The 23961-nt window shown below is 70.1% G+C and carries 26 protein-coding genes; 15 read left to right on the top strand and 11 right to left on the bottom strand.

Going from position 1 to position 23961, the window contains the following annotated elements:
* Positions 1-32: 32 nt before the first annotated feature.
* Positions 33-557 (top strand): DUF4245 domain-containing protein, encoded by a 525-nt coding sequence (locus tag BU197_RS00220; RefSeq protein ID WP_188266081.1) that lies wholly within the window; start codon positions 33-35, stop codon positions 555-557.
* 130 nt (positions 558-687) lie between these two features.
* Here the strand turns inward: BU197_RS00220 and BU197_RS00215 are convergent, their stop codons facing one another.
* The 4 genes from BU197_RS00215 to BU197_RS00200 form a co-directional block, all read right to left on the bottom strand.
* Complete coding sequence (locus BU197_RS00215) at positions 688-1278, bottom strand: malonic semialdehyde reductase (RefSeq protein WP_188266080.1); 591 nt, start codon at positions 1276-1278, stop codon at positions 688-690.
* Between the two features lie 234 nt (positions 1279-1512).
* Positions 1513-1764, bottom strand: a complete 252-nt coding sequence (locus tag BU197_RS00210) for an exodeoxyribonuclease VII small subunit (protein ID WP_188266079.1) — start codon at positions 1762-1764, stop codon at positions 1513-1515.
* A gap of 54 nt (positions 1765-1818) precedes the next feature.
* Entirely contained in the window at positions 1819-3072 is a 1254-nt protein-coding gene (gene xseA, locus BU197_RS00205; RefSeq protein WP_188266078.1) for an exodeoxyribonuclease VII large subunit, read from the bottom strand.
* Positions 3073-3466: 394 nt separating this feature from the next.
* Positions 3467-4837: an APC family permease gene (locus tag BU197_RS00200; RefSeq protein ID WP_188266077.1), complete on the bottom strand. Its 1371-nt coding sequence runs from the start codon at positions 4835-4837 to the stop codon at positions 3467-3469.
* Positions 4838-4891: 54 nt separating this feature from the next.
* Between BU197_RS00200 and BU197_RS00195 the strand changes: the two genes are divergently transcribed.
* Both BU197_RS00195 and ppgK read left to right on the top strand, forming a co-directional pair.
* The gene (locus BU197_RS00195) at positions 4892-5962 is read left to right on the top strand and encodes a 4-hydroxy-3-methylbut-2-enyl diphosphate reductase (protein WP_188266076.1); all 1071 of its coding nucleotides are present in this window, start codon (positions 4892-4894) and stop codon (positions 5960-5962) included.
* Positions 5963-6053: 91 nt separating this feature from the next.
* A complete protein-coding gene (ppgK, locus tag BU197_RS00190) occupies positions 6054-6806 on the top strand; it encodes a polyphosphate--glucose phosphotransferase (protein WP_188266075.1) in 753 nt (250 codons plus the stop codon).
* Positions 6807-6997: 191 nt separating this feature from the next.
* Here the strand turns inward: ppgK and BU197_RS00185 are convergent, their stop codons facing one another.
* Positions 6998-7531 (bottom strand): DUF6542 domain-containing protein, encoded by a 534-nt coding sequence (locus BU197_RS00185; protein WP_317452163.1) that lies wholly within the window; start codon positions 7529-7531, stop codon positions 6998-7000.
* Between the two features lie 519 nt (positions 7532-8050).
* Between BU197_RS00185 and ychF the strand changes: the two genes are divergently transcribed.
* Positions 8051-9139, top strand: a complete 1089-nt coding sequence (gene ychF, locus BU197_RS00180; protein WP_188266074.1) for a redox-regulated ATPase YchF — start codon at positions 8051-8053, stop codon at positions 9137-9139.
* Between the two features lie 134 nt (positions 9140-9273).
* Here the strand turns inward: ychF and BU197_RS00175 are convergent, their stop codons facing one another.
* The 6 genes from BU197_RS00175 to BU197_RS00150 form a co-directional block, all read right to left on the bottom strand.
* On the bottom strand, positions 9274-9537 hold the full coding sequence (locus BU197_RS00175) for a type II toxin-antitoxin system RelE family toxin (RefSeq protein WP_188266073.1): 264 nt from the start codon (positions 9535-9537) through the stop codon (positions 9274-9276).
* A complete protein-coding gene (locus tag BU197_RS00170) occupies positions 9530-9799 on the bottom strand; it encodes a type II toxin-antitoxin system Phd/YefM family antitoxin (protein ID WP_188266072.1) in 270 nt (89 codons plus the stop codon). Before BU197_RS00170 ends, BU197_RS00175 begins: the two co-directional genes overlap by 8 nt.
* Positions 9800-9928: 129 nt before the next feature.
* Positions 9929-10525, bottom strand: a complete 597-nt coding sequence (locus BU197_RS00165; protein ID WP_188266089.1) for a dTDP-4-dehydrorhamnose 3,5-epimerase family protein — start codon at positions 10523-10525, stop codon at positions 9929-9931.
* 62 nt (positions 10526-10587) lie between these two features.
* Complete coding sequence (rfbD, locus tag BU197_RS00160; RefSeq protein WP_317452161.1) at positions 10588-11496, bottom strand: dTDP-4-dehydrorhamnose reductase; 909 nt, start codon at positions 11494-11496, stop codon at positions 10588-10590.
* Positions 11493-12479, bottom strand: a complete 987-nt coding sequence (rfbB, locus tag BU197_RS00155; RefSeq protein WP_188266071.1) for a dTDP-glucose 4,6-dehydratase — start codon at positions 12477-12479, stop codon at positions 11493-11495. The genes rfbD and rfbB overlap by 4 nt, the downstream gene beginning before the upstream one ends.
* The gene (locus tag BU197_RS00150; RefSeq protein WP_188266070.1) at positions 12476-13543 is read right to left on the bottom strand and encodes a glucose-1-phosphate thymidylyltransferase; all 1068 of its coding nucleotides are present in this window, start codon (positions 13541-13543) and stop codon (positions 12476-12478) included. The genes rfbB and BU197_RS00150 overlap by 4 nt, the downstream gene beginning before the upstream one ends.
* A gap of 885 nt (positions 13544-14428) precedes the next feature.
* On the opposite strand from BU197_RS00150, the gene BU197_RS00145 reads away from it, so the two are divergent.
* From BU197_RS00145 to mpaP, 11 genes are all read left to right on the top strand, one after another.
* Positions 14429-15400 (top strand): LLM class flavin-dependent oxidoreductase, encoded by a 972-nt coding sequence (locus BU197_RS00145; protein ID WP_188266069.1) that lies wholly within the window; start codon positions 14429-14431, stop codon positions 15398-15400.
* 184 nt (positions 15401-15584) lie between these two features.
* Positions 15585-16613 (top strand): daptide biosynthesis RiPP recognition protein, encoded by a 1029-nt coding sequence (gene mpaB / locus BU197_RS00140; RefSeq protein WP_188266068.1) that lies wholly within the window; start codon positions 15585-15587, stop codon positions 16611-16613.
* A gap of 1 nt (position 16614) precedes the next feature.
* Positions 16615-17463, top strand: coding sequence for a daptide-type RiPP biosynthesis methyltransferase (mpaM, locus tag BU197_RS00135; protein WP_317452160.1), 849 nt, complete (start codon positions 16615-16617; stop codon positions 17461-17463).
* The gene (mpaD, locus tag BU197_RS00130) at positions 17460-18746 is read left to right on the top strand and encodes a daptide-type RiPP biosynthesis aminotransferase (protein ID WP_188266066.1); all 1287 of its coding nucleotides are present in this window, start codon (positions 17460-17462) and stop codon (positions 18744-18746) included. Before mpaM ends, mpaD begins: the two co-directional genes overlap by 4 nt.
* Positions 18747-18778: 32 nt before the next feature.
* A complete protein-coding gene (gene mpaC, locus BU197_RS00125; RefSeq protein ID WP_262928214.1) occupies positions 18779-19993 on the top strand; it encodes a daptide-type RiPP biosynthesis dehydogenase in 1215 nt (404 codons plus the stop codon).
* A gap of 78 nt (positions 19994-20071) precedes the next feature.
* Positions 20072-20236 carry a daptide-type RiPP gene (locus BU197_RS00120; RefSeq protein WP_188266064.1) on the top strand — a complete coding sequence of 55 codons (165 nt, stop codon included), beginning with the start codon at positions 20072-20074 and terminating at the stop codon, positions 20234-20236.
* Positions 20237-20327: 91 nt separating this feature from the next.
* Positions 20328-20492, top strand: coding sequence for a daptide-type RiPP (locus BU197_RS00115; protein ID WP_188266063.1), 165 nt, complete (start codon positions 20328-20330; stop codon positions 20490-20492).
* A gap of 109 nt (positions 20493-20601) precedes the next feature.
* Entirely contained in the window at positions 20602-20796 is a 195-nt protein-coding gene (locus BU197_RS00110; RefSeq protein ID WP_188266062.1) for a hypothetical protein, read from the top strand.
* Positions 20789-21520, top strand: a complete 732-nt coding sequence (locus BU197_RS00105) for an ATP-binding cassette domain-containing protein (RefSeq protein WP_188266061.1) — start codon at positions 20789-20791, stop codon at positions 21518-21520. Before BU197_RS00110 ends, BU197_RS00105 begins: the two co-directional genes overlap by 8 nt.
* Positions 21517-22257: an ABC transporter permease gene (locus BU197_RS00100; RefSeq protein WP_188266060.1), complete on the top strand. Its 741-nt coding sequence runs from the start codon at positions 21517-21519 to the stop codon at positions 22255-22257. The genes BU197_RS00105 and BU197_RS00100 overlap by 4 nt, the downstream gene beginning before the upstream one ends.
* Before the next feature lie 9 nt (positions 22258-22266).
* Positions 22267-23907 (top strand): daptide biosynthesis intramembrane metalloprotease, encoded by a 1641-nt coding sequence (gene mpaP / locus BU197_RS00095; protein WP_188266059.1) that lies wholly within the window; start codon positions 22267-22269, stop codon positions 23905-23907.
* Positions 23908-23961 lie beyond the last annotated feature (54 nt).

Here is a 23961-nt window from a genome sequence, read left to right as displayed (position 1 = left end):
GGCCGCCGGAGGCCTCGTGCCACCATGGGGGCGTGGCAGGCAAGCGAGGCAGGCAGACGGTACGCGGGATGGTCCAGTCCCTCGGGGTGATCATGGTCGCCGCGGGTGTGATGTATCTCTTCATTCCGCACGACGAGAACGCCGATCCGGTCAAGGCGAAGGACTACCGGGTCGAACTGCTGACGGCTCAGCGGGCGGCGCCGTATCCGGTGCTCGCCCCCGAGGGCCTCGGCGAGGGCTGGAAGGCGACGGTCGTCTCGTACAAGCGCGAGAACGGGAACGCCTGGCAGCTCGGCTTCCTCTCCCCGGACACCCAGTACGTGGCGATCCACCAGTCCACGACGGAGCCCGGGAAGTTCGTGCCCCAGGTCACCCAGAAGGCGAAGGACACCGGGAAGACCGAGACGGTCTCCGGCCAGGTCTGGCAGCGCTGGGAGGGCCCCAAGTACGACGCGCTCGTCCGGACGGAGGGCGGCGCGACGACGGTGGTCACCGGCACCGCCTCCTTCGAGCAGCTCGCCGAGATGGCGGGCAGGCTCCAGTCCCGGAAGGCCTGAACCCCCGGCGCCGGACGCCCGCCGCACGGCGTGTGGCACAGGGCGTCTGCCGCACGCCGTATGGCGTGGCCGTACGCGAAAGGCCCCGCACTCGCAGGAGTGCGGGGCCTTCGTCATGCCGTCGGAAGGATCAGACGGTGGTGATGACCTCGTCGTAGGAGAGGCGCGGGGAGCGCGGGAACCAGGCGTCCTCGCCCGGCTTGCCGATGTTGACGACCATCAGCGGGGTGTGGTCGTCGTCCAGGAACTCCTTCTGGACGCCGGCGAAGTCGAGACCGGTCATCGGGCCCGCGGCCAGACCGGCGGCGCGGATGCCGACGATGAAGTACGCGGCCTGGAGGGCGGCGTTCAGACCGGCGGCCTGCTCGCGGACCGGGCGCTCGCCGAAGAAGAGGTCCTTGGCCTGCGGGAAGTGCGGGAGCAGGGCCGGGAGCTCCTCGTGGAACTCGTTGTCGGCGGAGAGGATCGCGACCAGCGGGGCGGTGGAGGTCTTGGCCTGGTTGCCCTCGGCCATGTGCTTCACCAGGCGCTCGCGGGCCTCGGGGGAGCGGACCAGGGTGACGCGCAGCGGGCTCTGGTTGAAGGCGGTGGGGCCGAACTTCACCAGCTCGTAGATGGCCTGGATCTGCTCGTCGGTCACCGGCTCGTCGGTGAACGTGTTGGCGGTGCGGGCCTCGCGGAAGAGGAGGTCCTGGGCGGCGGCGTCGAGGACGAGAGACATGCGGCGTACCTTCCAAACTGCAAAAAGAGGGCTCGCTTGCGGGGTTTCAAGCGATGCCTCGACAGTACGCCCTTGATTGGTGAAAATTCAACTAACCTATTCGGATAGTGATCCGTTTCACCGTGAAGTGAAGTCTACGGGACCCCCTGGCCCTGTCCGGCCCGCTGGCTCCGTCCGGCCCCCTGGCTCCGTCCGGCCCCCTGGCCCCGTCCGGACCCCGCGCCCGCCCCGGGCCTACTCCTCCCCGTCCCCGCCGCCCCCCGGTCCCTCCGGCTCCGCGCGCTCCGCCGCGAGTGAGGCGTCGAGCCGGGCCCGCGCCCCTTCGAGACGGCGACGGCACACCTTCGCCAGCTCCTCGCCGCGCTCCCAGAGCGCCAGCGACTCCTCAAGCGAGGTCCCGCCCGTCTCAAGCCGCCGGACGACCTCGATCAGCTCGTCCCGCGCCTGCTCGTACCCCAGCGCCGTCTCGTCCGTACCCGTCGTCATCCGTGGCTCCCTGCTCTCTTTTCCGGTTCTCTCACGTGCGTACCGCTCCACCGCTCAGGCCGGATCCCCGGGCCCGGCGGCCTCCGGGGACTCCCCGGTCTCGGGCACGCGGCGGACCGCGAACTCGCCCTCCGCGACCCTGGCCCGCAGCTCCTCGCCCCGCGCGACCTCCTCCGGCGCGCGGACCACCGACCCGTCCGCCCGCTGGAGCACCGCGTACCCCCGCTCCATCGTCGCGGCGGGCGAAAGCGCCCGGACCCGGGCCCGGGTGTGCGACAGCTCGGAGTCCGCCCGGTCGAGCAGATGCCCCAGGACCCGTCTGCTCCGGGCGAGCAGCGCGGCCACCTCGTCCTCGCGGACCTCCACCATCCGCCGGGGGCGCTCCATGACCGGCCGCGCGAGCGCCTGCGCGAGACCGCGCTCCTCCCGGTCGAGGAGCCCCCGCACCGTCCGCAGCGCCCGGTCCCGCAGCCCCCGCACCCGGTCCAGCTCCTCGCCGACGTCCGGGACGACCTTCTTGGCCGCGTCCGTCGGCGTCGAGGCGCGCAGATCGGCCACCAGGTCGAGCAGCGGCGAGTCCGGCTCGTGCCCGATGGCCGAGACCACGGGCGTACGGCAGTGGGCGACGGCGCGGATCAGCGCCTCGTCCGAGAACGGCAGCAGGTCCTCCACGCTGCCGCCGCCCCGGGCGACGACGATCACGTCCACCTCCGGGTGCGCGTCCAGCTCCCGGACCGCCTCGACGACCTGCGGGACGGCCTTCACGCCCTGCACCGCCACGTTCCGCACCTCGAAGGCGACGGCGGGCCAGCGCCGCCGCGCGTTCTCCAGGACGTCCCGCTCCGCCGCCGACGCCCGGCCGCAGACGAGCCCGATCCGGTGCGGCAGGAACGGCAGCGGCTTCTTCCGGTCGAGGGCGAAGAGCCCCTCGCCTGCCAGGCTCCGCTTCAGCTGTTCGAGCCGGGCGAGCAGCTCGCCGATCCCGACCGGCTTGATCTCCGCCGCCCGCAGCGACAGCTGCCCGCGCGGCGCGTACCACTCGGGCTTGGCGCGCACCACGACCCGCGCGCCCTCCGACACCACGTCCGCGACCGAGTCGAAGACCTGGCGGTAGCAGGTGACGCCGATGGAGATGTCGTGCGAGGGGTCGCGCAGGGTCAGGAAGACGACCCCGGCGCCGGGGCGCCGCGAGAGCTGCGTGATCTGCCCCTCGACCCAGATCGCCCCGAGCCGGTCGATCCATCCCCCGATGAGCCGGGAGACCTCGCCGACGGGAAGCGGCGCTTCGGCGGACGTAGTCAGAGCCATGGACCGAGCGTAACGGCGCGGTACGACAACGTCAGGAGCGCGTGCCCGCGCCGGGCGCCCCGCCTGCCCGGCCGACCGTGGCGCGGGGCCCCCGCCCGGAGCGCCGCAGGAGCACGACGGCCTCCCCTGCGTCCGGGTTCAGCGTCGGTCCCGCCCGGCGCGCCTCAGGGCCGTACTCCGGTCACGTCGCCCCCCGCTCGGGGCCCCCGGGCCCGCACCCGGTGCACGGCGCCGTCCCCTCGCCGGACACCCCTCGGAGCCGTACCCCTGTCTGGAATCCGCCCCTACCCGGAATCACCCCTACCCGGAATCACCCCTACCCGGAATCCGCCCCTGCCCGGAATCCGCCCCTGCCCGGAATCCGCCCCCGTCTGGAATCCACCCCGGCGGAGGCTCACCGCGCTCCCGGTCCCCTAGTCACCCCCTGCACCGCCAGGACCACCAGTCCCACGCCCAGCCAGATCACGCCCACGACCTGGGCCGCCGCCGAGGCCTCCACGATCACCGCGATCAGGATCGCCGCGCCTGCCACCGGCATGACGACGTGCTTCAGGACGTTCGGCGGGCCCTCCTCGCGCCGCACCGCGAACCAGCCGACCACGCTCGCGTGCAGCAGGACGAAGGCGGTCAGGGCGCCGACGTCGACCACCGACACCAGATGGTCGAGGCCGTCGGACCGCCTGGCCGCCCACACCGCCGCCGTCATCGTCACCACCGCCGACACGAGCAGCGCGACCCTGGGCACGCCCCCGTCCGTCCGGGCGAGCACATGCGGCAGCCGCCGGTCGCGGCCCATCGCGAAGAGCAGCCGCCCGCCGGCCGCCTGCCCGGCGAGCGCGGCGAAGGCGGCGCCGATCGCCTTCGAGACGGCCACCAGATCGTGCAGCCAGCCGCCCACCGAGGCGTCCACGGCGTCGTAGAAGGCCGAGCCCTGCTTCTCCGGGTCGGCGGCAAGCTGCGCCGACGAGACCGGTTCGAGCAGCGCGACCAGCCAGGACTGCGCCACGAACAGCAGACCGGCGAGGGCCAGACAGAACAGCACCGCCCGCGCCACCTTCGCCGAACCGCCGGTGACCTCCTCGGCGAAGGAGGCGATGGCGTCGAAGCCGAGATACGACAGGACGGCCACCGACACCGCCCCGAGCACCGCCGTGAGCGAGAAGGAGGCGTCCCCGGTGAACGGCGTCCACCAGTCGCGCAGGGTCCCGTCCCGGACGAGCACCACCACGGCGGAGACGACGAAGACCAGCAGGACCACGACCTCCATCAGGAGGACCGCGAAGCCGACGCGGGCGGCGGCCCGTACGCCCCACAGGTTGAGCAGGGTCGTGACGACGACGGCGATACCGGTCCAGATCCACCGGTCGACCTCCGGGACCAGCGCCTCCATGGCGATGCCCGCGAAGAGATAGGCGACCGCCGGGATCAGCAGATAGTCGAGCATCGCCATCCACCCGGCGATGAATCCCGGCCCTTCCCCGAGCCCCTTGCGCGCGTACGTGAAGACGGAGCCGGCCTGCGGGGCGACCCGCACCATCTGCGCGTAGCTGAACGCGGTGAAGGCCATGGCGATGGTGGCCACGACGTACACCAGTGCGACGGCGCCGCCTGATCTGGCGTCCAGCGTGCCGTAGACGCCGACGGGGGCCATCGGGGCGATGAACAGCAGCCCGTAGACGACCAGATCGCGGAACCCGAGGTTCCGTCGAAGTCCCGAATGCGGGGCACCGTCACCGGGCGCCACTCTCTGCGATTCCTCGGCCATGGGCACAGTTTCAGCCACCGTGCCGATCAAACCGCTCACCGACGCGGCCTTACGATGGGACGCATGACTGCAACGCCCGCGCCGACGCCCGAAGCCGCCTCCGCGCCGAGCCGCCCGAAGCGTGTCCTGCTCGCCGCTCCCCGTGGCTACTGCGCGGGTGTGGACCGTGCCGTGATCGCCGTGGAGAAGGCCCTGGAGCAGTACGGCGCGCCGATCTACGTCCGCCACGAGATCGTCCACAACAAGTACGTGGTCCAGACGCTCGAACGGAAGGGCGCGATCTTCGTCGACCAGGCGACCGAGGTGCCGCCGGGCAACATCGTGATGTTCTCCGCGCACGGCGTCGCCCCCGCCGTCCACGAGGAGGCCCGGCAGGGCCGGCTCGCCACCATCGACGCCACCTGCCCGCTGGTCACCAAGGTCCACAAGGAAGCCGTCCGCTTCGCCAAGGAGGACTTCGACATCCTCCTCATCGGCCACGAGGGCCACGAGGAGGTCGTCGGCACCTCCGGCGAGGCACCCGACCACATCCAGCTGGTCGACGGCCCCGAGGACGTGGCGAACATCGAGGTCCGCGATCCCTCCCGGGTCGTCTGGCTCTCCCAGACCACCCTGTCCGTCGACGAGACGATGGAGACGGTCGACGCGCTGAAGGAGAAGTTCCCGCAGCTGATCTCCCCGCCGTCCGACGACATCTGCTACGCCACGCAGAACCGCCAGACCGCGATCAAGGAGCTGGCGGGCCAGGCCGAGCTGGTGATCGTCGTCGGCTCGAAGAACTCCTCGAACTCGATCCGCATGGTCGAGGTCGCCAAGCAGGCGGGCGTCCCCGCCGCGTACCTGGTCGACTTCGCGAGCGAGATCGACGAAGCCTGGCTCGAAGGCGTGAGCAGCGTCGGCCTCTCCTCCGGCGCCTCCGTCCCGGACGTCCTGGTGCAGGAGGTCCTGGAGTGGCTCTCCGAGCGCGGTTACGCCGATGTGGAGATCGTCAAGACGGCCGACGAGTCGCTCACGTTCTCGCTGCCCAAGGAACTCCGCGACAAGGACCTGCGCGCCCAGGCGGAGCGACTCCTCGCCGAGGGCCCCGCCGCGCGCCCCGAATCCGCCGGACCGGTCACGAAGTGACCGGACCCGTCAAGAAGTAACCGGACCGGTCGGGAACCGACCGGAGCCGTCAAGCAGGAACCAGGCGCCTGCCAGCCCTTACCGTGGGTCCATGAACGTCTTCGGAGTGGACATCGGCGGCTCGGGCATCAAGGGCGCGCCCGTGGATCTGGAGCGCGGCGCGCTCGCCGAGGAGCGCCACAAGGTCCTGACCCCGCAGCCCGCCACACCCGACGGTGTGGCGGGCCGCGTCGTCGAGGTCGTGGAGCACTTCGGCTGGACCGGACCGGTGGGGGTGACCTTCCCCGGGGTGGTCACCGGCTCCACGGTCCGTACGGCCGCGAACGTCGACAAGTCCTGGATCGGGGTCGACGCGGGCACCCTGCTGAGCGAACGCCTCGGCGGACTGCCCGTCACGATCCTCAACGACGCCGACGCGGCCGGGATCGCCGAGATGACCTACGGCGCGGGCCGGGGCCGCAAGGGCACCGTGATCCTGCTGACCCTCGGCACCGGCATCGGCTCGGCGCTCTTCGTCGACGGCCGGCTCGTCCCGAACACGGAACTCGGCCATCTGGAGCTGAAGGGCCACGACGCCGAGACCAGGGCCTCGACGAAGGCCAAGGAGGACGAGGACCTCACCTGGGAACACTGGGCGACACGGCGGCTGCGCAAGTACCTCGCGCACGTGGAGATGCTGTTCTCGCCGGAGCTGTTCATCATCGGCGGCGGGGTGAGCCGCAAGGCCGACAGGTTCCTGCCGCTCCTGGAAGGCATCAGGGCGGAGATCGTCCCGGCGGAACTCCGCAACAACGCGGGAATCGTGGGAGCGGGAATGGCGGCGACCGGCCGGGCGGCCGGGTAGCGGGGCGAGGCGGCACGGGACGGTACGGGGCGAGGCGAGGCGGTACGGGGTCTGCGGATCCGGATTCACGTATGCGGGCTACGTGTACGGGGCTACGTGTACGGGTTCATGCGCATGGGTCCACGTGTACGGGTCCATGCGTACGGGCCTGCGTGTACGGGTCCCCCGTATGCGGGTCTGCGTATGCGGGGCTACGTGTACGGGGACGGGCGGCGGCGTGGGGGAGTGCCGCGACCGGGCTCGTCGGCACCGCTGCCGGGCTTGGCGCCGGGGCCGCTCCCGCCCCCCTTCCCGCCGCCGGGGGCGGGGGAGATCCGGGCGAGGCGCGGACGGCGGCCCATCTCCCGCACCTTCCGGACGCTCGCGATGAGCCCGGCGACGAGCGTGCCGCCGTACAGCCATCCGGCGTGCACGGCGAGGGCGGTCACGACGGCCATGGCCTGCCCTCCGATGCCGCCGGTGCCGCCGGAGACGGGGACGATGCCGACGGCGAAGGCGATGGGGACGCTGATGGGGGCGGTGACGAGGTCGGAGGGCCGGACCCAGAGCGCGGTGAGGGCGCTGACCGGCAGGAAGAGCAGCCCGTAGAAGACCGGGGAGGAGTCGAAGAGCAGCAGGTCGAGGAGGCCGAGGACCAGCATCACGGCGGAGGCGAAGAGCCCGGCGCCGAGCCCGGTGAGCCGGGGCGAGGGAAGCCGCCGGAGGGCCAGCACGACGGGCGGCACGGGCCGGGCACCGGAGGGCCGGGGGCGGGGCTTGCCGCCGGGACCGGGCGTACCGCCGGTCGGGGGCTTGGCGCCGCCACCGGGCTTGGCTCCGGCCCCGGGCTTCGCACCGGCCGCCCCGGGCTTCCCCGAGGTGGCCCCTGGCTTCCCCGCACCGGCCCCTGGCTTCCCGCCCGTACCAGGCTTTCCGGCGGCTCCCGGGGCGGAGGCGCGTTCGACGCGCGCGTCGCCGGGGCTCCGCCGGGTCCTGCCGGTCACCCGGTACACCGAGGCGCCCTCCACGAGCGCGCCCGGCGGCGTGACGGGGTTCTGCGGCCGTCGACGACCTCGCGGCTGACTAGTCCTGTGCTGCTCCACTCCACCAACGTAGGTCGGGTGGGGGCGGGAACCGGGTCCGGGACACGCCCTTTGGGTGACCTTGCCCCCGAGAACGACCGAAGGTCGGCGTCACTGGCTTGTTCGGCCCGCCCGTAAACTGGGGGATCGGCCCCCCGTCCACACCTTCAGGAAGTCGCCACCGTGTCGCTCACGATCGGAATCGTCGGTCTGCCGAATGTCGGCAAGTCGACCCTGTTCAACGCCCTGACCAAGAACGACGTGCTGGCGGCCAACTACCCGTTCGCCACCATCGAGCCCAACGTCGGCGTCGTCGGCGTCCCCGACGCGCGTCTGACGAAGCTCGCGGAGATCTTCGGCTCGCAGCGCATCCTCCCGGCGACGGTCGACTTCGTCGACATCGCGGGCATCGTGCGAGGCGCGAGCGAGGGCGAGGGCCTGGGCAACAAGTTCCTCGCGAACATCCGCGAGTCGGACGCGATCTGCCAGGTCATCCGTGCCTTCAAGGACGAGAACGTCGTGCACGTCGACGGCAAGGTCTCGCCGAAGGACGACATCGAGACGATCAACACGGAGCTGATCCTCGCGGACCTCCAGACGATCGAGAAGGTCCTGCCGCGCCTCCAGAAGGAGTCGCGGATCAAGAAGGACGTGGCGCCCAAGGTCGCGGCGGTCGAGGCGGCCCAGGCGATCCTGGAGAAGGGCGACACGCTGTTCTCGCAGGGCGTCTTGCAGGGCACGGAGAAGGCGGAGCTTCTCCACGACCTGCACCTGCTGACCACCAAGCCGTTCCTGTACGTCTTCAACGTGGACGAGGACGAGCTGACGGACGAGGCGTTCAAGGCCGAGCAGAGCGCCCTGGTCGCCCCGGCGGAGGCGATCTTCCTCAACGCGAAGCTGGAGCAGGACCTCGCCGAGCTGGACGAGGAGGACGCCATGGAGCTCCTCCAGTCGGTCGGCGCCGAGGAGCCGGGCCTGGCCACCCTCGCCCGCGTCGGCTTCGCCACCCTGGGCCTCCAGACCTACCTGACGGCAGGCCCCAAGGAGTCCCGCGCCTGGACGATCAAGCAGGGCGCGACGGCCCCCGAGGCGGCCGGTGTGATCCACACCGACTTCCAGAAGGGCTTCATCAAGGCCGAGGTCATCTCCTTCGCCGACCTCGTGGAAACCGGCTCGGTAGCCGAAGCCCGCGCGGCCGGCAAGGCCCGCATGGAGGGCAAGGAGTACGTCATGCAGGACGGGGACGTGGTGGAGTTCCGCTTCAACGTGTGAGCGGATGAAATAACACCACGTCGCTGACGTGGCAAAGATGCAGGTCAGAAGGGGTTGGACTCGATCGAGTCCAACCCCTTCGTCGTCACCGTGCTGGATGGGTGCTGGATCTTCTGACGCGGGGTCAGCGGCAATTACGTCTCGTAGACGGTGGACCGGTGTCCCACGTGAACGACCCAGACCACCAGCTCTCCGTCGTCGATCGTGTAGACGACGCGAAAGTCACCGACCCGCAGACGGCATCGCTCCGGCTGGGACGCGAGCGCGGTGGTGTTGAACCCGAGCGGGTCGCTCTCCAGCTCCGTCAGCTTGGCCAGGATGCGCAGTGCCATGTCGCGAGGGATCTTCCGAAGCTCGGCCTGCGCCTCGGGCCGGAAGGCGGTGCGGTACTCATTCACCGCGCGCCAGCGTCTCCCTCATGACGTCCTCGATCGGGATGCCGGGTGCGGGGTTGGCCATGCGCTCGTCGATGATCCGGTTGATCTCGCGCTCTTCCCACTCCTGGTACTTGCGCAGAACCTCGATGGAGACGACGGCGGCGACTTCCTTGCCCCGGCGCGTGATGACTGTGGGTACGTCGTCGCGGTCCGCGCGCTCCACCACTTCCGCCAGGTGGGCGCGCACGTCGCGGATGGACGCTATGGGCAGTGACTGCGTCATGCGCTCAAGCGTACCGAGTGTGCCATGTGTACACCACTGCCGGAATGAGGCCGGTCATGTGGTGCTGGATGCCGTGCGGGGGATGCCTCGGCGGGGTGATCCCGTGCCGGGACGGAGGCCCGAGCGTGGTCAGCCGTCGCGCAGCCCCCGGCGGAAGGCCGCGCAGCGCTCGTACACGGGGAGCAGACCACTGCGTCCGGCGGACGCGAGACTCGGAGCCTCCTGGTCCTTCCGCGACATCAGGAAGGGGATGTCGTCGGGCCACGCGATGGCGAGGTCCGGATCGAGAGGGTGGATTCCGTGTTCGCGGTCGGGGTCGTAGCCCTCCGAGCACAGGTAGACGACGGTGGCGTCGTCGGTCAGGGCGAGGAAGGCGTGCCCGAGACCCTCGGACAGATAGACGGCGTGGTGCGCCTGATCGTCAAGGCGTACGCCTTCCCACCGGCCGAAGGTCGGTGAGCCGACGCGGATGTCGACGATGACGTCCAGCACCGCTCCCCGGACGCACGCCACGTACTTGGCCTGGCCCGGCGGTACGTCCGCGAAGTGGATGCCGCGCAGGGTGCCGGCCCGGGAGACGGAACAGTTGGCCTGGGCGAGCTTGAGGTCGTGCCCCAGGGCTTCGCGCAGTGCGCGCCCCTGGAGCAGCTCGTGGAAGCTTCCCCGCTCGTCGGGGAAGACGGTCGGCTCGTGAATCCACGAACCCTCGATGGACAGGGGGCGCAAAGGCACTGACACCTCGGTAGGAGAGTGGTGGTGAGGGTGACGAGGGGTGCGATGTGCCCTGGTCAGAGGGGATCCGAGGACGCTGCGGTGCGGCACATGCCCGGCCACGCCCCGGCCACCGCCTCGCGCCAGTGTCCTATCGGCTCGATCCCGGCCTCTCGCCAGCGGTCGTGCCCCAGCACGCTGTACGCGGGCCGGGCCGCGGGCCGCACGAACGTTTCACCGGAGACGGGGCGCACCCGCGAGGCATCCGCACCAAGCAGGGTGAAGACCTCCTTGGCGAGGTCGAACCACGTGGCGTCTCCACTGCTCGTGCCGTGATAGATCCCGGGCGGGGCGGTCCCCGCGAGCGCTGCCTGCCCCAGTCGGACCAGGCGATCGGCGAGATCTCCCGTCCAGGTGGGCTGGCCCCGCTGATCGGTGACGACGTCGACGGGGCCGGTGCCACCCGCCAGTCTGATCATCGTCCGCACGAAACTCCGTCCGTGCTCCCCGAACAGCCACGCGGTGCGGATCACGTAACCGGAGTGGGGCAGCGTCTCCAGAACGGCCCGTTCTCCCGCCAGCTTGCCCCGGCCGTAGGCGGACCGCGGGGCGGTCGGCGCGTCTTCGGAATACGGCCGTGCGGCGTCGCCGTCGAAGACGTAGTCCGTCGAGACCTGTAGCAGTACGGCGCGTACGGCGTCGCATTCCTCGGCGAGGAGGCGGGGGCCTGTCCCGTTGACGGCGTGGGCCTCGGTCTCCCGCTCCTCCGCCTCGTCCACCGCGGTCCACGCGGCGCAGTTGACGACCAGAGCCGGACGGTGGGCCCGCAGGACTCTCCGCACGGCGTCGGGGTCGGTGACGTCGAGGCCGGAGCGGCCGATCCCCACCGCGGGGATGCCGGCTCGCTCCAGCTGGGCCAGGAGGTCGCGGGCCAGCATTCCTTCGGCCCCGGTCACGAGCCAGACCGGCTCCTCGGGGGCCGTCACAGCGCTGCCCGTTCCCGCAACGGCTCCCACCACGCACGCTGGTCGCGGTACCACCGCACCGTCTCGCGCAGGCCCTGCTCGAACGTCACCCGCGGTCGGTAACCGAGTTCTTCGCGGATCTTGGTCCAGTCGACGGAGTACCGTCGGTCGTGGCCCTTGCGGTCCTCCACGTACATCACGCTGGTGTCCCACCGAGCGCCGCACGCGTCGAGGAGCAGGGCGGTGAGTTCCTTGTTGGCGAGTTCGGTTCCGCCGCCGATGTTGTAGACCTCTCCCGCGTCACCGCGGGTGCGTACCAGTTCGATGGCCCTGACGTGGTCGTCCACGTGGAGCCAGTCCCGGACGTTGCCGCCGTCCCCGTACAAGGGCACCTTCCTGCCGTCCAGCAGGTTGGTGATGAAGAGCGGGATCAGCTTCTCGGGGAAGTGATGGGGACCGTAGTTGTTGGAGCAGCGGGTCACGCGTACGTCCAGGCCGTGCGTCCGGTGGTAGGACAGTGCTATCAGGTCGCTGGACGCCTTCGAGGAGGAGTACGGGGAGTTGGGCCGCAGCGGTTCGTCCTCCGTCCACGAGCCCTCGTCCGTGGATCCGTACACCTCGTCCGTCGAGATGTGCACAAAGGTCTCGATGCCGGCCCGATGGGCGGCATCGACCAGCGTGTGGGTGCCCAGCACGTTGGTGCGGACGAACTCCGCGCCGCCGTCGATGGAGCGGTCCACATGGGACTCGGCCGCGAAATGCACCACCTGGTCGTGTTCGTCCATCAGCCGCGAGACGAGTTCGGCGTCGCAGACGTCGCCCCGCACGAAGGCGAACGCCTCGTGCCCGCGCACCGTGTCCAGATTCGCGGTGTTCCCGGCGTAGGTGAGCTTGTCCAGCACCGTCACCGAAACGTCCCGGGGGCCTTCGGTGCCCAGCAGGGTACGGACGTAGTGGGAACCGATGAAACCGGCCCCGCCGGTCACCAGGATGCGGGTGGTCATGAGGGGACCTGCACCTCGCTGTGATCGCCGAGGACCAGTCGGTGGGCGGAGGAGTTGCGTGGTGCGGGCAGGACGCGCACGCCCCGACCGATGAGTGAGGCCTCGACGCGGCGGACGCCCACGAGGGAGGAGTGACGGAGCACGATGGAGTACTCGATCTCGCTGTCCTCGATGCGGCAGTCTTCCGAAATGGAGGTGAAAGGGCCGATGTAGGAGTCGTGGACCACGGTGGAGGCTCCGATGATCACGGGACCGACGATGCGGCTGGCCCTGATCCGGGCTCCCTTCTCGATCCGGACCCGGCCGATGATCTCGGTGCTGTCGTCGACCGTTCCCTCCACGCTGGGCTCGATGCCTTCCAGCACCGAACGGTTGACCTCCAGCATGTCGGTGACGTTGCCCGTGTCCTTCCAGTAGCCCGAGATGGTGGTCGACCGGACGTCCCGCCGCTGGTCGATCAGCCACTGGAGGGCATGCGTGATCTCCAGCTCGCCACGCTGCGACGGCGTGATGGCCCGTGCGGCGTCGTGGATGGCCGGGGTGAACAGATAGACGCCCACCAGGGCGAGGTCGCTCTTGGGGAACTCCGGCTTCTCCACCAACGAGACGACCCGGCCGTCGGAGTCGAGCTCCGCCACCCCGAACGATCGCGGGTCGGGCACCCGCGTCAGCAGGATGCTCGCGTCGGGGCGGTCGGCCTGGAAGTCGGCCACGAGGCCGGTGATGCCGCCGACGATGAAGTTGTCACCGAGGTACATCACGAAGTCGTCGTCACCGAGGAACTCCCGGGCGACGAGCACGGCGTGGGCGAGTCCGAGCGGGGCGGTCTGGGGTATGTACGTCACGTTGATGCCGAACCGGGAGCCGTCCCCCACGGCGCCGCGGATCTCGTCCGCGGTGTCCCCGACGACGACCCCGACCTCGGTGATGCCGGCCTCCGCTATCGCCTCAAGGCCGTAGAAGAGGACGGGTTTGTTGGCCACCGGGACCAGTTGCTTGGCCGAGGTGTGGGTGATGGGTCGTAGACGGGTACCAGTCCCGCCTGCCAAGACCAGCGCCTTCATGAGGTCCCTTCGCGGACGGCGTCGCACACGGCCGGTGCGGATGACTGGACGGCACCGCTGTCCATGGGCGGGAGGCCCCTCTCGACGAGTGCGGAGGCGGCCCGCTGCCGGGCGGTGCGTCGCGTGGGCACGCGACGGTGAACCGGGTTGACCCGTCGGCCCGTTCGATGACGCTCGCGGTGGCTCGGACCGCGCGTTCCCCGGGAGCGATCGGCCTCGGCCGCCGCCTGTGAACGGAGGACGCCGGGGCTGGAGACGGCTCTCCCGGGGAGATCGTCGATCGGCATGGGGTCCACCTCCCGTCCTGTGAGTCTGCCGCGACTCTACTTGCCGAGGCCAGGGCTGTCCGGGAAATGATCTTGGAAGTTCGCAGGGCGGAGGGCGGGCATGGCAAGGTGCGCCCCGGCCTTCTTGGGGGCGTCGGTGGCTCGGAATCGCCGGGGGAGGCAGGGGCCGCACTCCGTCACGTCGGCCCGATCCGGACTCCGCCGCCTGCCCCGGGCCGTGTGTTCACCACCGCCCGGCGGCGGGCCTCCGGCCCCCCGGCCGGCCCCTGGCGACAGGCCCCACCTCGGCGAAGTCCGGAGCCGAGGGGTGGGAGGGGGCCGGGTCTCGCCGCCGAATGGAGGGATAGGGCTTCCCTCGGATCGGTCGGGCGACGGCGCGATTTTCGGGAATAAGAACTTCTTTACAAGCGCCACGAGATGGCGCATGATCAACACGGCGCCGCAAGATCAGGAAGCGCGGCGATCTGTATGGGTGTTCATCGGGGGAGTGAGATATGGGTGCCGTGAGAGCGGTCCGGACTCTCAGGAATGCGGAATCAGGTGATCCACTTCCTGGAGTAATAGTTTTTGCGGCAGGTGGGTGCGCGGGAGGCGAGTCATGACCTCCTACTCGGTACTGGTGCCGTTTCTTCCCAGAAGGCCGGAGCAGGTTCTGCCCTACGCCGGCCTCGTGCACTGGACGCAGGCTGAACGGCTCTGGCAGGGGCAGGGGATGCTCCTTGAGACCCACCAGGCGTTCGCGCACGCCGCCGGAGCCGGATTCCGGGTCCCGGTCGGACTGGGCGTGACCCTCATGCCGCTGCGGCATCCCTTCGAGGCTGCCATGCAGGCACGGTCCCTGGCCATGGCCACCGGGCACCCCGTGATCGCGGGGTTCGGGCCGGGAAGCAAGTCCATGCAGCGGAGCCTGCTCGGCAGGCCCTACGCAAGCCCGCTGACCGCCGCCCGTGAGTACCTGACGGCGGTACGGGGGCTGCTGGCCAACGAGATCGTCGACGTCAAGGGCGAGTACGTCACCTGCCACGGTGCGCTCTCCCCGTTCCCCGCGCCTCCGGTCGAACTCGGCCTCGGTGTGCTCCGACCAGGCATGGCGCGCCTTGCCGGGGAGGTCGCCGACGTGGCCATCACATGGCTGACACCGGCTTCCTACCTTCGGGACGTCGTGCGGCCCGCCATGAGCGAAGGGGCGGCGGCGGCCGGCCGTGCCGTGCCGCGCTTGACCGCCATCGTGCCTGTCGCACTGGAACACGAAGGGCACGAGCCTGCCAGGATCGCGCTGGCGAGCAACTCGGCCCATCTGAAGGGGCCGCACTACATCGACATGCTGAGGCGTGCCGATGTCGGTGTCGGAGGGGAGGACCCGACCGTCGACGCGCAGGCGCTGGTGGACGGTGGAGCCTTTCTCTCCGGCGATGTGCAAAGCGTCCTGGCGAAACTCAGGCAATACGAGGAAGCGGGCGTCGACGAGATCGTCCTGAACGTCACAGGCGTTCACCATTTGGTCGGCGCTCAGGCGGCGACGGCCGATTTGAAGACGATTCTTTCCGGGGCGCTGTCTTCCTCGAAGTGACGAGTCGGACGTGTTTTCTGCGCGCTTTATCGACGTCGCTTGGAATTTAATTCGCTTTATGTGCTTGCTGTGGGCTGCCTATTCAACGGCGATTATGCCGCTGCTTTGATGTGCGCTGCCATTTCCTAGGCACTGACGATTCGGGACAAGGGGGGGCTTGATGTCCGCGTTGAAAGAACGCCTCATGAGTTGGGTGACCGGTCACGCGGCGGACCGTCCGGTCGGCCGATCCGCTGCCCGGACGGTCGTGCTGGAGGACGCCGGGCATCTGAAGTCCCTCCTGGAATCCGATGTGGTCGACGCGGAGACCCTGGTCTTCGCGCCTGGTCGACCGGAGGGCCTCACCGGCCCCACGGTGGTGGCGTACGAGGGATCGCTCGCCGAACCCGGCATGGAGTTCTCGCACGACCCCGGCTTCTACTTGCAGATCCAGGCCTACGGGGTCAGCGAGTACATGTCCGTCGTCGGGGCCACCGCGATCCGGGTGGCGGATGCCACGGACTTCGAGCTCTACCTGCGGGACGCCGACCGGGCGCGGAACGAGGGCGTCTTCCCCGAGTTCCTCACCGCACCGGTCGTCCAGCTGGCGGATCTGCCCGGTCTGGGAGCCCTCCCCGGACCGGACGGCCCCTGGCTGCGCCTGTACGTGGACGAGTCGGGACGGATGTCGACGTCGCCCGGGGGCGCACCGCTCGGCAAGGTGGGCGACGGCTTCGACCGGATCGTCGCCGAATGGTCAAGGGTCAACGACGCCTCCGCTTCTCCCTGCGCGGTCTGTCTGGGCGCCACCGTGCCGGAGGAGTACCGGGTGCGGGAGCTGGCCGAGCGACCGTGGCTCGGACGCTACCTCGCCGTCCTGCACGGCATCCGTGACCTCCGGGCCCGTGGCCTGAACGTCACCGGTGTCTCCGGCTTCGGCAGCCGCCTGGTGAACGCGCTCGGCGAGGTGCCCGACCCCGCCGACGCCGTCGACCCGGGGCTCCCGCTGCTGTTGTGGGCGGGTGACGAGGTGTACGCGCACAGCCCCCTGCGGGCACGGAGCTTCCGGCTGAACCGTGATACGGCCGAAACGGTCGAGGCGCTGTTGGTGTGCGGTTCTCCCGAGCGGGCATCCGAGTATGCCGGTGCGGCGGATGTCGCCACGGTTCTCGGGCAGTTCGAGCAGGCCGGTGTCCCGCTCCTCGTCAATTCCCTTGTCGTGGAGGGGAAGTGAGATGCCTCAAATGACGCTTCCGGAGACGGATTCGAGGACGGTTCCCGGCCAGGCCGGCGTGCTTCTGGCCGAAATGGGTGACCGGGCGGTGCTCTGTGACCTCTACGACGCGAAAGGAGCCGCCGTGTACCACGATTTGGCGGCTCAGGACGGGCACGAGGTACGTGAACTCGTCTCTCTCGTGAGAACCGCGCCAGGACCGGTACTGGACCTGGCCGCCGGCTCCGGGCGGTTGACCATGCCCCTCCTGGCGCTCGGCCGACAGGTCACGGCGCTGGAACTCTCCGGAAGCATGCTGGAACTCCTGGCCGCACGGCTGGACGAAGCGCCCGCGGCGCTGAGGGACCGATGCACCCTGGTGCGGGCCGACATGAGCGAGTTCTCGCTCGGCCGGCTCTTCCAGACGATCGTGCTCGGCACGACCTCCGTGTCGCTGCTCGACTCGGCAGGCCGGAAGGGGCTCTACGCGTCGGTGCGCTCCCATCTCGCGCCAGGAGGCCGGTTCCTCATGTCCACCCTGGAGATCGACCCGGGCGAGACCGGACCCGAGGAGAGGGTGATGGAGATCCGTACCGCGAACGCCGGCTACCGGCTCTTCGAACACTGGGTGCCCGGTGCCGAGACCCGCACGGTCACGGTCTTCCCCCTCGCGGGCTCGACGCCCGACGAGACGGCCGGGGCGGAAGCGGGCCTGACGACGGTCTGCACCTCGACCAGCCGCGTACTGGTCGCCGACCAGCTGGAAGAGGAGATGGGCGAGGCCGGTCTGGCCGTGCGCGCCCGCCACACCCTGCCCAGTGCCGACCCGCGTCACGTCAGCGTGCTTCTCGAAGTGGAGTCCGCCGCGTGAGTTACTCCTCGAACGCTCTGTGGCCGTCGTTGCAGCCCACCGACCTGCACGGCAGGGACGACCTGTGCGCCGTCTCGGCAGACGGTGTGCGGATCCGGTTCGCCGACGGGCGTGAACTCCTGTGCGGCTCAAGCGGCCTGTGGAACGCCAACCTCGGATTCGGCAACCGCGCCGTCGCCGATGCGGCAGCCGAAGCGCTGCGCACCGCGTCGTACCTGAGCGTCTTCCGCTACGAGAACGTGTATGCGCGGCAGGCCGCCGAAGCCCTGGTGGAGGTGGCAGGACCCGACCACTACGGGCGGGTGCTGTTCTCCACCTCGGGCGGTGCGGCCAACGACCTCGCCATGAAGGTGGCGCGGCACTACCAGGCACTCAGGAACAGCGCCGCACGGAAGCTCGTGGTGGGACTGCGAGGCAGCTACCACGGACTGACCTTCGGCGGGTTCGCGCTGACCGGTGAAGACCTCGGACAGCAGATGTACGGCGTGGACCAGCGCTTCGTACGGCATGTCACACCGAACGAGCCTGCGGAACTCACCGCGCTGATGGAACGCCAGGGCGGGCAGATCGCGGCGGTCGTGGTCGAACCGGTCCTCGGCTCGGGTGCGGTACCGCTCACCGACGAGTACCTCACGACCCTGCTGAAGCTCCGGGACGAGCACGGCTTCCTGCTCGTGGCCGACGAGGTGGCGACGGGGTTCGGCCGGACCGGAACCTTCTTCGCCTCCCAGGCATGGCCTTCGCCTCCCGACCTCCTGATCGTCTCCAAGGGGCTGACCAACGGCACGAGCGCCGCCGCCGCGGTGCTGGCCGCACGACACGTGTCCGATGCGTTCGACGAGACAGGGAGCGTCCTCGTCCACGGCGAGACGCAGGCGGGAACCCCCGTCACCTGTGCGTCCATCCTGGCCACCATCTCCGAGATGCGCAGGCTCGACGCCGTGGCCCAGGCGCGGCGTCTCGGCTCCCGGATGGCGGAGGGTCTGGCGGCCCTCGTCGCCGAGCACCCCTACGTGACGGACACGACGGGCGTCGGCTGCTTCCGGTCCCTGCGCGTCGCTTCGAGGGACGGCAGTGGGCAGCCCCTGCCGCAGAGCGAGGTCCCGGCACTCGTGGCCGCGATCCGGGAAGCGGGCGCCATCGTCCACCCGGGGGTGAACGGCATACAGCTCATCCCCGCCCTCACCTACACCGATTCCGATCTCGACGAGCTGTTCTCCTGCGTACGCGAGGGACTCGACCTCTACATCGGCCGGCACTCCGCGTTGGAGGAGTCGCGATGACGAGGCCGGCCGGTAGCGGGAACGCCCGAGTGATGAGCGGCAGCCAGGACCTCGCGCGACGGCTGCACGACGAGTTCGACGTGCAGAACCGTCACGTCCTGCTCCTGGTGGACTCCGGTGTCCACGACACCGAGATCCACCGCCGGGTGACACAGGCCCTTGGCCCGGGGTCCCGGGAGACCTCGGTGCTGGAGGGGGCCGGGGACCGCGACAGCGTGATCGATCTCGCCACCCGTGTGACCACGGCGGATCTGGTGGTCGCCGTGGGCGGCGGTTCGCTCCTGGACCAGGCCAAGATCGCCACCCTGATCTCGGCCGACCCGGGGACGGGCAGGCGTCTGACGGTGCCTCAGCGCTCGGGAATGGTGCTGCTCAGCCCCGCGCCGCCCCGTCCGATGCCGCTGGTCGCGGTGCCCACCACCCTGGGCACCGGTGCGGAGTCGAGCACCGTCGCGTGTCTGAGCTGTCCAGAGGGCAAGCGCCTGGTCATGGGGAGCGGGCTTCTGCCCGAGCTGGCGGTGATCGATCCGGTGGCCACCTCGACGCTGCCGCACCACCTGGTGGCCGAAGGCGTGCTGGAAGCACTCCATCGAGTGGTGAGCCCTTACATCGGTGACCACGGCGAACTGCCGCAGCAGGACGCCTTGGCCGAGAGGACCGCCGTTCGGCTGGCACGGCTCGGATACGAGGTCGCGGCGGCAGGGCAGGCCGGGAACAGGACGTCGGACCGGCTGCGTGCGGAAATCGCCGACCTCAGCGGCAGCAGCCACGGAGCGGCGTTCCAGGCGGGCCGCGACCCCTACTCGGTCAAGGGCTGGAGCATCGCGAACGAGCTGTCCACGGAGCTGGGCCTGCGGAAGATGACCGCGGTGGCGGCGCTGCTCCCGCCGCTGTGGCGGGTGATCGACGGCGGCGATGAACGGCTGGGCTCCGCAAGCCGGCTGAGGCGGATCTGGTCGTCCGTCAGGTCGGCGAGCCCCGAGCCGCTTCCCGCGGATCCGGCTGCCGGAATCGCCGCCCTCATCGACGCGTGGCGGATCGGACGACACGTCGCCGCACTCCCCGGCCAGGAGGAGACCGTCGCGTCCCGGACCACCCGGGCCTGGGGAGCGGGGCTCCCCATGCTCGGCGCGCTTGGCCACGACGACGTCCTGGGCCTGCTGCGGGAAGCAGGTCTGCCACCTCGGTCGTACGGCGTCCGGGCGGACCGCCTCGCGGCCGCGGGTCCCCTCGTGCGGACCCCTTGAGACTTCCGGTCCGGTCCGCTGGCGCGGACAGGACCGGGGAATGTAAGAAAAAAATCCGATATATCAGAAGGAGGGGAAATGCAGGACTTCGAGAAGGCTCAGCCGGTCCTTGAGCTGGGTATGCAGGAGCTTGAGGCCATGGACGCGCCGGGCTGGTGGACTGTCGTCGGCATCAGCGCCGGTGTGATCGTCAGCGCCTCTGCCGCGTACGGCAGCGCCGCCGTCAGCATCGCCGTCACCTGATCTCACCTGCCGATAGGCCGGTGAGCGCGCCCACCCGTCGAGCCGCACAGGAGTGAGGCTCGGCCGACAACGAGGAGAGGAGGTGTAAGAAATGCAGGAGACACAGGAGAAGAACGAGTTCGGCTCGATGCTCGAACTGGGCATGCAGGAACTGGAGGCCATGGAGGCCCCCGGCTTCTGGACCGGTTTCTCGATCGGCGTCGGCATCGTCAGCGTCGCCACCGCGAGCGCCGCTGTCAGCATCGCCGTCACCTGATGACCGCAGGCTGAGATCCGGATGCCGTGGTGGCAGCTCCTATCCGCCACCACGGCGTCCGGGTCCCGCAGAAAGTCAAGATAACACCACGAAGTGGAGATGAGCAGGGATGAAGAGCTCAAACCAGACAGGCGTCGCCCTCCCCGTCACCGTCCTGTGCGTGCTGATCGCGCTGGGAGCCGTGGCGGCTGCCCTGACCCTGTCGGGAGCGGCGCGGATCAGTGCGGTCGCCGTCCTGGTGGTCGCCCTGGCGGGGGCCATGGCGCTCCTCGGCGCGGCGAAGGCACGGGACACGCGTGGGTAAGCAGGCCGTCGTCGAGTTCCACTCGGTCACCAAGCGGTTTGGCGGAGTCTCCGCTGTCGAGGACCTGTCCTTCACGGTCCGCCCAGGCCGAATCGTCGGCATCCTCGGCCGCAACGGTGCCGGCAAGAGCACCTCGCTGAGGGTTCTCCTCGGACTCGCACGCCCCACGGAGGGAAGCGCGACCGTCTTCGGCCAGGCGTATCAGGATCTGCCGCACGCCGCGCGGAGGATCGGGGTGAGCATGGACAGCATCGGTCCGACCCCGGGCACCACAGGCCGACGCGACCTGTCCGTCTGGGCCAGGACCCTGGGGCTGCCCCCGGCCCGCGTCGACGAGGTGATCGACCTCGTCGATCTGACCGAAGGGGCCGACCGCAAGGTCAAGGGCTACTCCACCGGCATGAAGCAGAGGCTCGCGCTGGCCACGGCCCTGCTGGCGGATCCGGAACTGCTGGTGCTCGACGAACCGGTCAACGGACTGGACCCGGACGGCATCAGATGGCTGCGCGAGCTGCTGCGGTCCCTTGCGGCCGAAGGACGCACCGTGCTGCTCTCCAGCCACCTGCTCGCCGAGGTCGAACAGACGGTGGACGACGTGGTGATCCTCCAGCGGACCCTGCGCTACGCGGGTGCGCTCGAAGACCTGACCACGGGCGGTGCCGACCGACTGGAGGACCGCTTCTTCGAACTGGCCGGCACAAGGAGTGGGAGGGCCACCGAATGAGCGACGCGCTGCGAGGCGAATGGGCCAAGGCATGGAGCGGCCGAGCCTGGATCATGCTGCTCAGCTTCGCCGTCTACATGTCGCTGCTCACCAGCTTCGGTTACGCCTCCGAAGGACGCGACGGCATCACAGCGGGCACGACGGACATCTCCGCCGTCACCGACGACGTGGTCCGCGCCTGGATGATGACGTTCCTCCTCTCCTCCCTGTTCGGCGCGATCGCCGTCAGCCGGGAGTACACATCCGGTTCGATCAGCCGCTCCGTGCTGCTCACCGGGAGACGACGCCTGTTCGTGGCCAAGGCCACGGTCTCCGCAGCCGTGGGAGCCCTGTTCGGCCTTGTCGCGATCGCCCTCGCGGTGGCATCCGCCTGGGGACTGCTCGGCATGTACGGGTTGCGGCCCGAGTGGACCACGGAAACCACCCTGATCGCCCTGGGCGTCTTCGTCTGCAACGTGCTGGCCGCACCCTGGGGTGCCTTCCTCGGCTGGATCATCCGCCACCAGATCGGCTCGGTCATCGCCGTGATGGCGATGACCCTCCTCGTCGATCCCGGCCTCCAGCGCCTGGTGCCGGGCCTGTCGAAGTACCTGCTCACCATCGCCATGAGCGCGGTGTACAGGGATGTGAACCACGACCTGCTCTCCCCGCAGGCCGCTCTCCTGGTCATAGCCGGGTGGCTCGCCGCGGCCGGATTCGCCGGGTACCGGCTGCTGCGCACCCGAGACATCACGTAAGGCGTACCCATGCCCTCCAAGACCGCTTCGGCCGACATCGATCCCGAGTTCCTGGACCGGCCGAAACTCGCCGCCGACGTGTCGGTCCACGAGCCCGCCGAGGAAGGCGGTCCCTGGCTCATCCAACAGGGCCAGCGCAAGTACTTCCGCGTCGAGGCCGATCTCGCCAGGCTGGTCCTCGCCCTGAACGGCACCCGTGACCACGCGCTGCTCGCGGACATCCTCGGAACACCCTGGACCGTGGAGGCAGTCGGTACGGCGGTCGACACGCTCGCGAAGGGACACCTGCTCGACAACGGGGAGCCTGTCCGGACGAGCAACCGGTGGGTCAAGTTCGTTCCCCCGCTCACCGTGCAGTTCACCCTCCTGCGACCGGACGGTCTGCTGAAGTTGGCCTCCCCCCTGGTACGGCTGCTGAGCGGCAGGGCGGGACGCGTGACGGCCCTGGTCGTCGCCCTGGGCGGACTGCTGGCGCTCGCCGCCCAGTCGCGGGAAGTCGGCGCCGTACTCGGCCGTCCGCTGCCGCTGTCCACCTACCTGGTCGTGGTCGCGGGAATCCTCGCCACCACCGCGATCCACGAGTTCGGCCACGGCGCCGTGCTCAGCCACTACGGCGGACGGCCGGCCCGGATGGGCGTGATGCTGTTCTACCTCTCGCCCGCCTTCTTCTGCGACGTCTCCGACGGATGGCGACTGCCCCGCAAGGAGCAGCGCGTCGCCGTGGCCCTCGCCGGAATCGCCACCCAGGTGGTCATCGCGGGTGCCACGGCCACCGCCTCCCCCTTCTTCCACGGGATGGCGCGCGACGGACTGATCGTCTTCGCGATCGCCGCCTACACCTCGGGCCTCCTCAACCTGGCCCCGTTCGTGAAGCTCGACGGCTACATCGCCCTGATGAGCCACCTCGACATCCCTCACCTTCGGGACCACACGCTGACGGACGCGAGGCGCTGGATCGCCCGGGTCCTGTTCGGCGGGAGCTACGAGCGCCGCCTGCCCGAGCTTCGCTGGGCGGTCCCCTTCGGCCTCGCCTGCATGGTCTTCCCGATGTACCTGATCGCCACCGGCGTGCGGATGTGGGGAGACTCGTTGCAGCGGATGGGCTTCTTCGGCTCCTGGCTCCTGCTGGGCGGTCTCGGATACCTCCTGTACCACCTGGGGCGTGGAGCCGGCCGGCTGGTGCGCGACGCCCGAGCCGGTGGCGCGCGTCCCCTTCGCATCGGCGTCGTGACGCTGTTCCTGGCGGCGGCGGCCACCGCGGTCCTCGGCCTCGTCAAGGTCCCCTACACCGTCACCGGCGGGTACGCCGTGCGCGCCGGGGGACAGGTCGAACTGCTCCTGCCGCTGTCCGCGGACCTCTCGGTGATCCGTGAGAACACCGCGGTGCGCCTGATCCGGGCGGGAGCCGCCGTGCGGACCGAGATCGGACAGGCCGTCGTCGCCGATGCCCGGGGCACCGAGACGACCGCGCCGCTCTCCGCCTTCCTGCCGGTTCGGACCGACGGACTTCCCCTGCCGGCCCAGGGATACCGGCTGACCACCGCCGTGGTCCCGGAGGACGAGGTGGGCGTGGCCGAAGTGGCCTCCGGAGACCGCCCCCTGGGCGCGTGGCTCTACGCGCACTACGTGGCTCCAGCCCTGCGCTGGTAGCCCGGACCGTACGGCCAGACCGCGGTCCCGCCCCTACCTGCCCCCCTCAAGGAT

The organism is Streptomyces sp. CBMA291 (assembly GCF_014596525.1).
In the GTDB taxonomy this organism is placed as follows: domain Bacteria; phylum Actinomycetota; class Actinomycetes; order Streptomycetales; family Streptomycetaceae; genus Streptomyces.
This window is presented reverse-complemented; position numbering and strand designations above follow the sequence as displayed.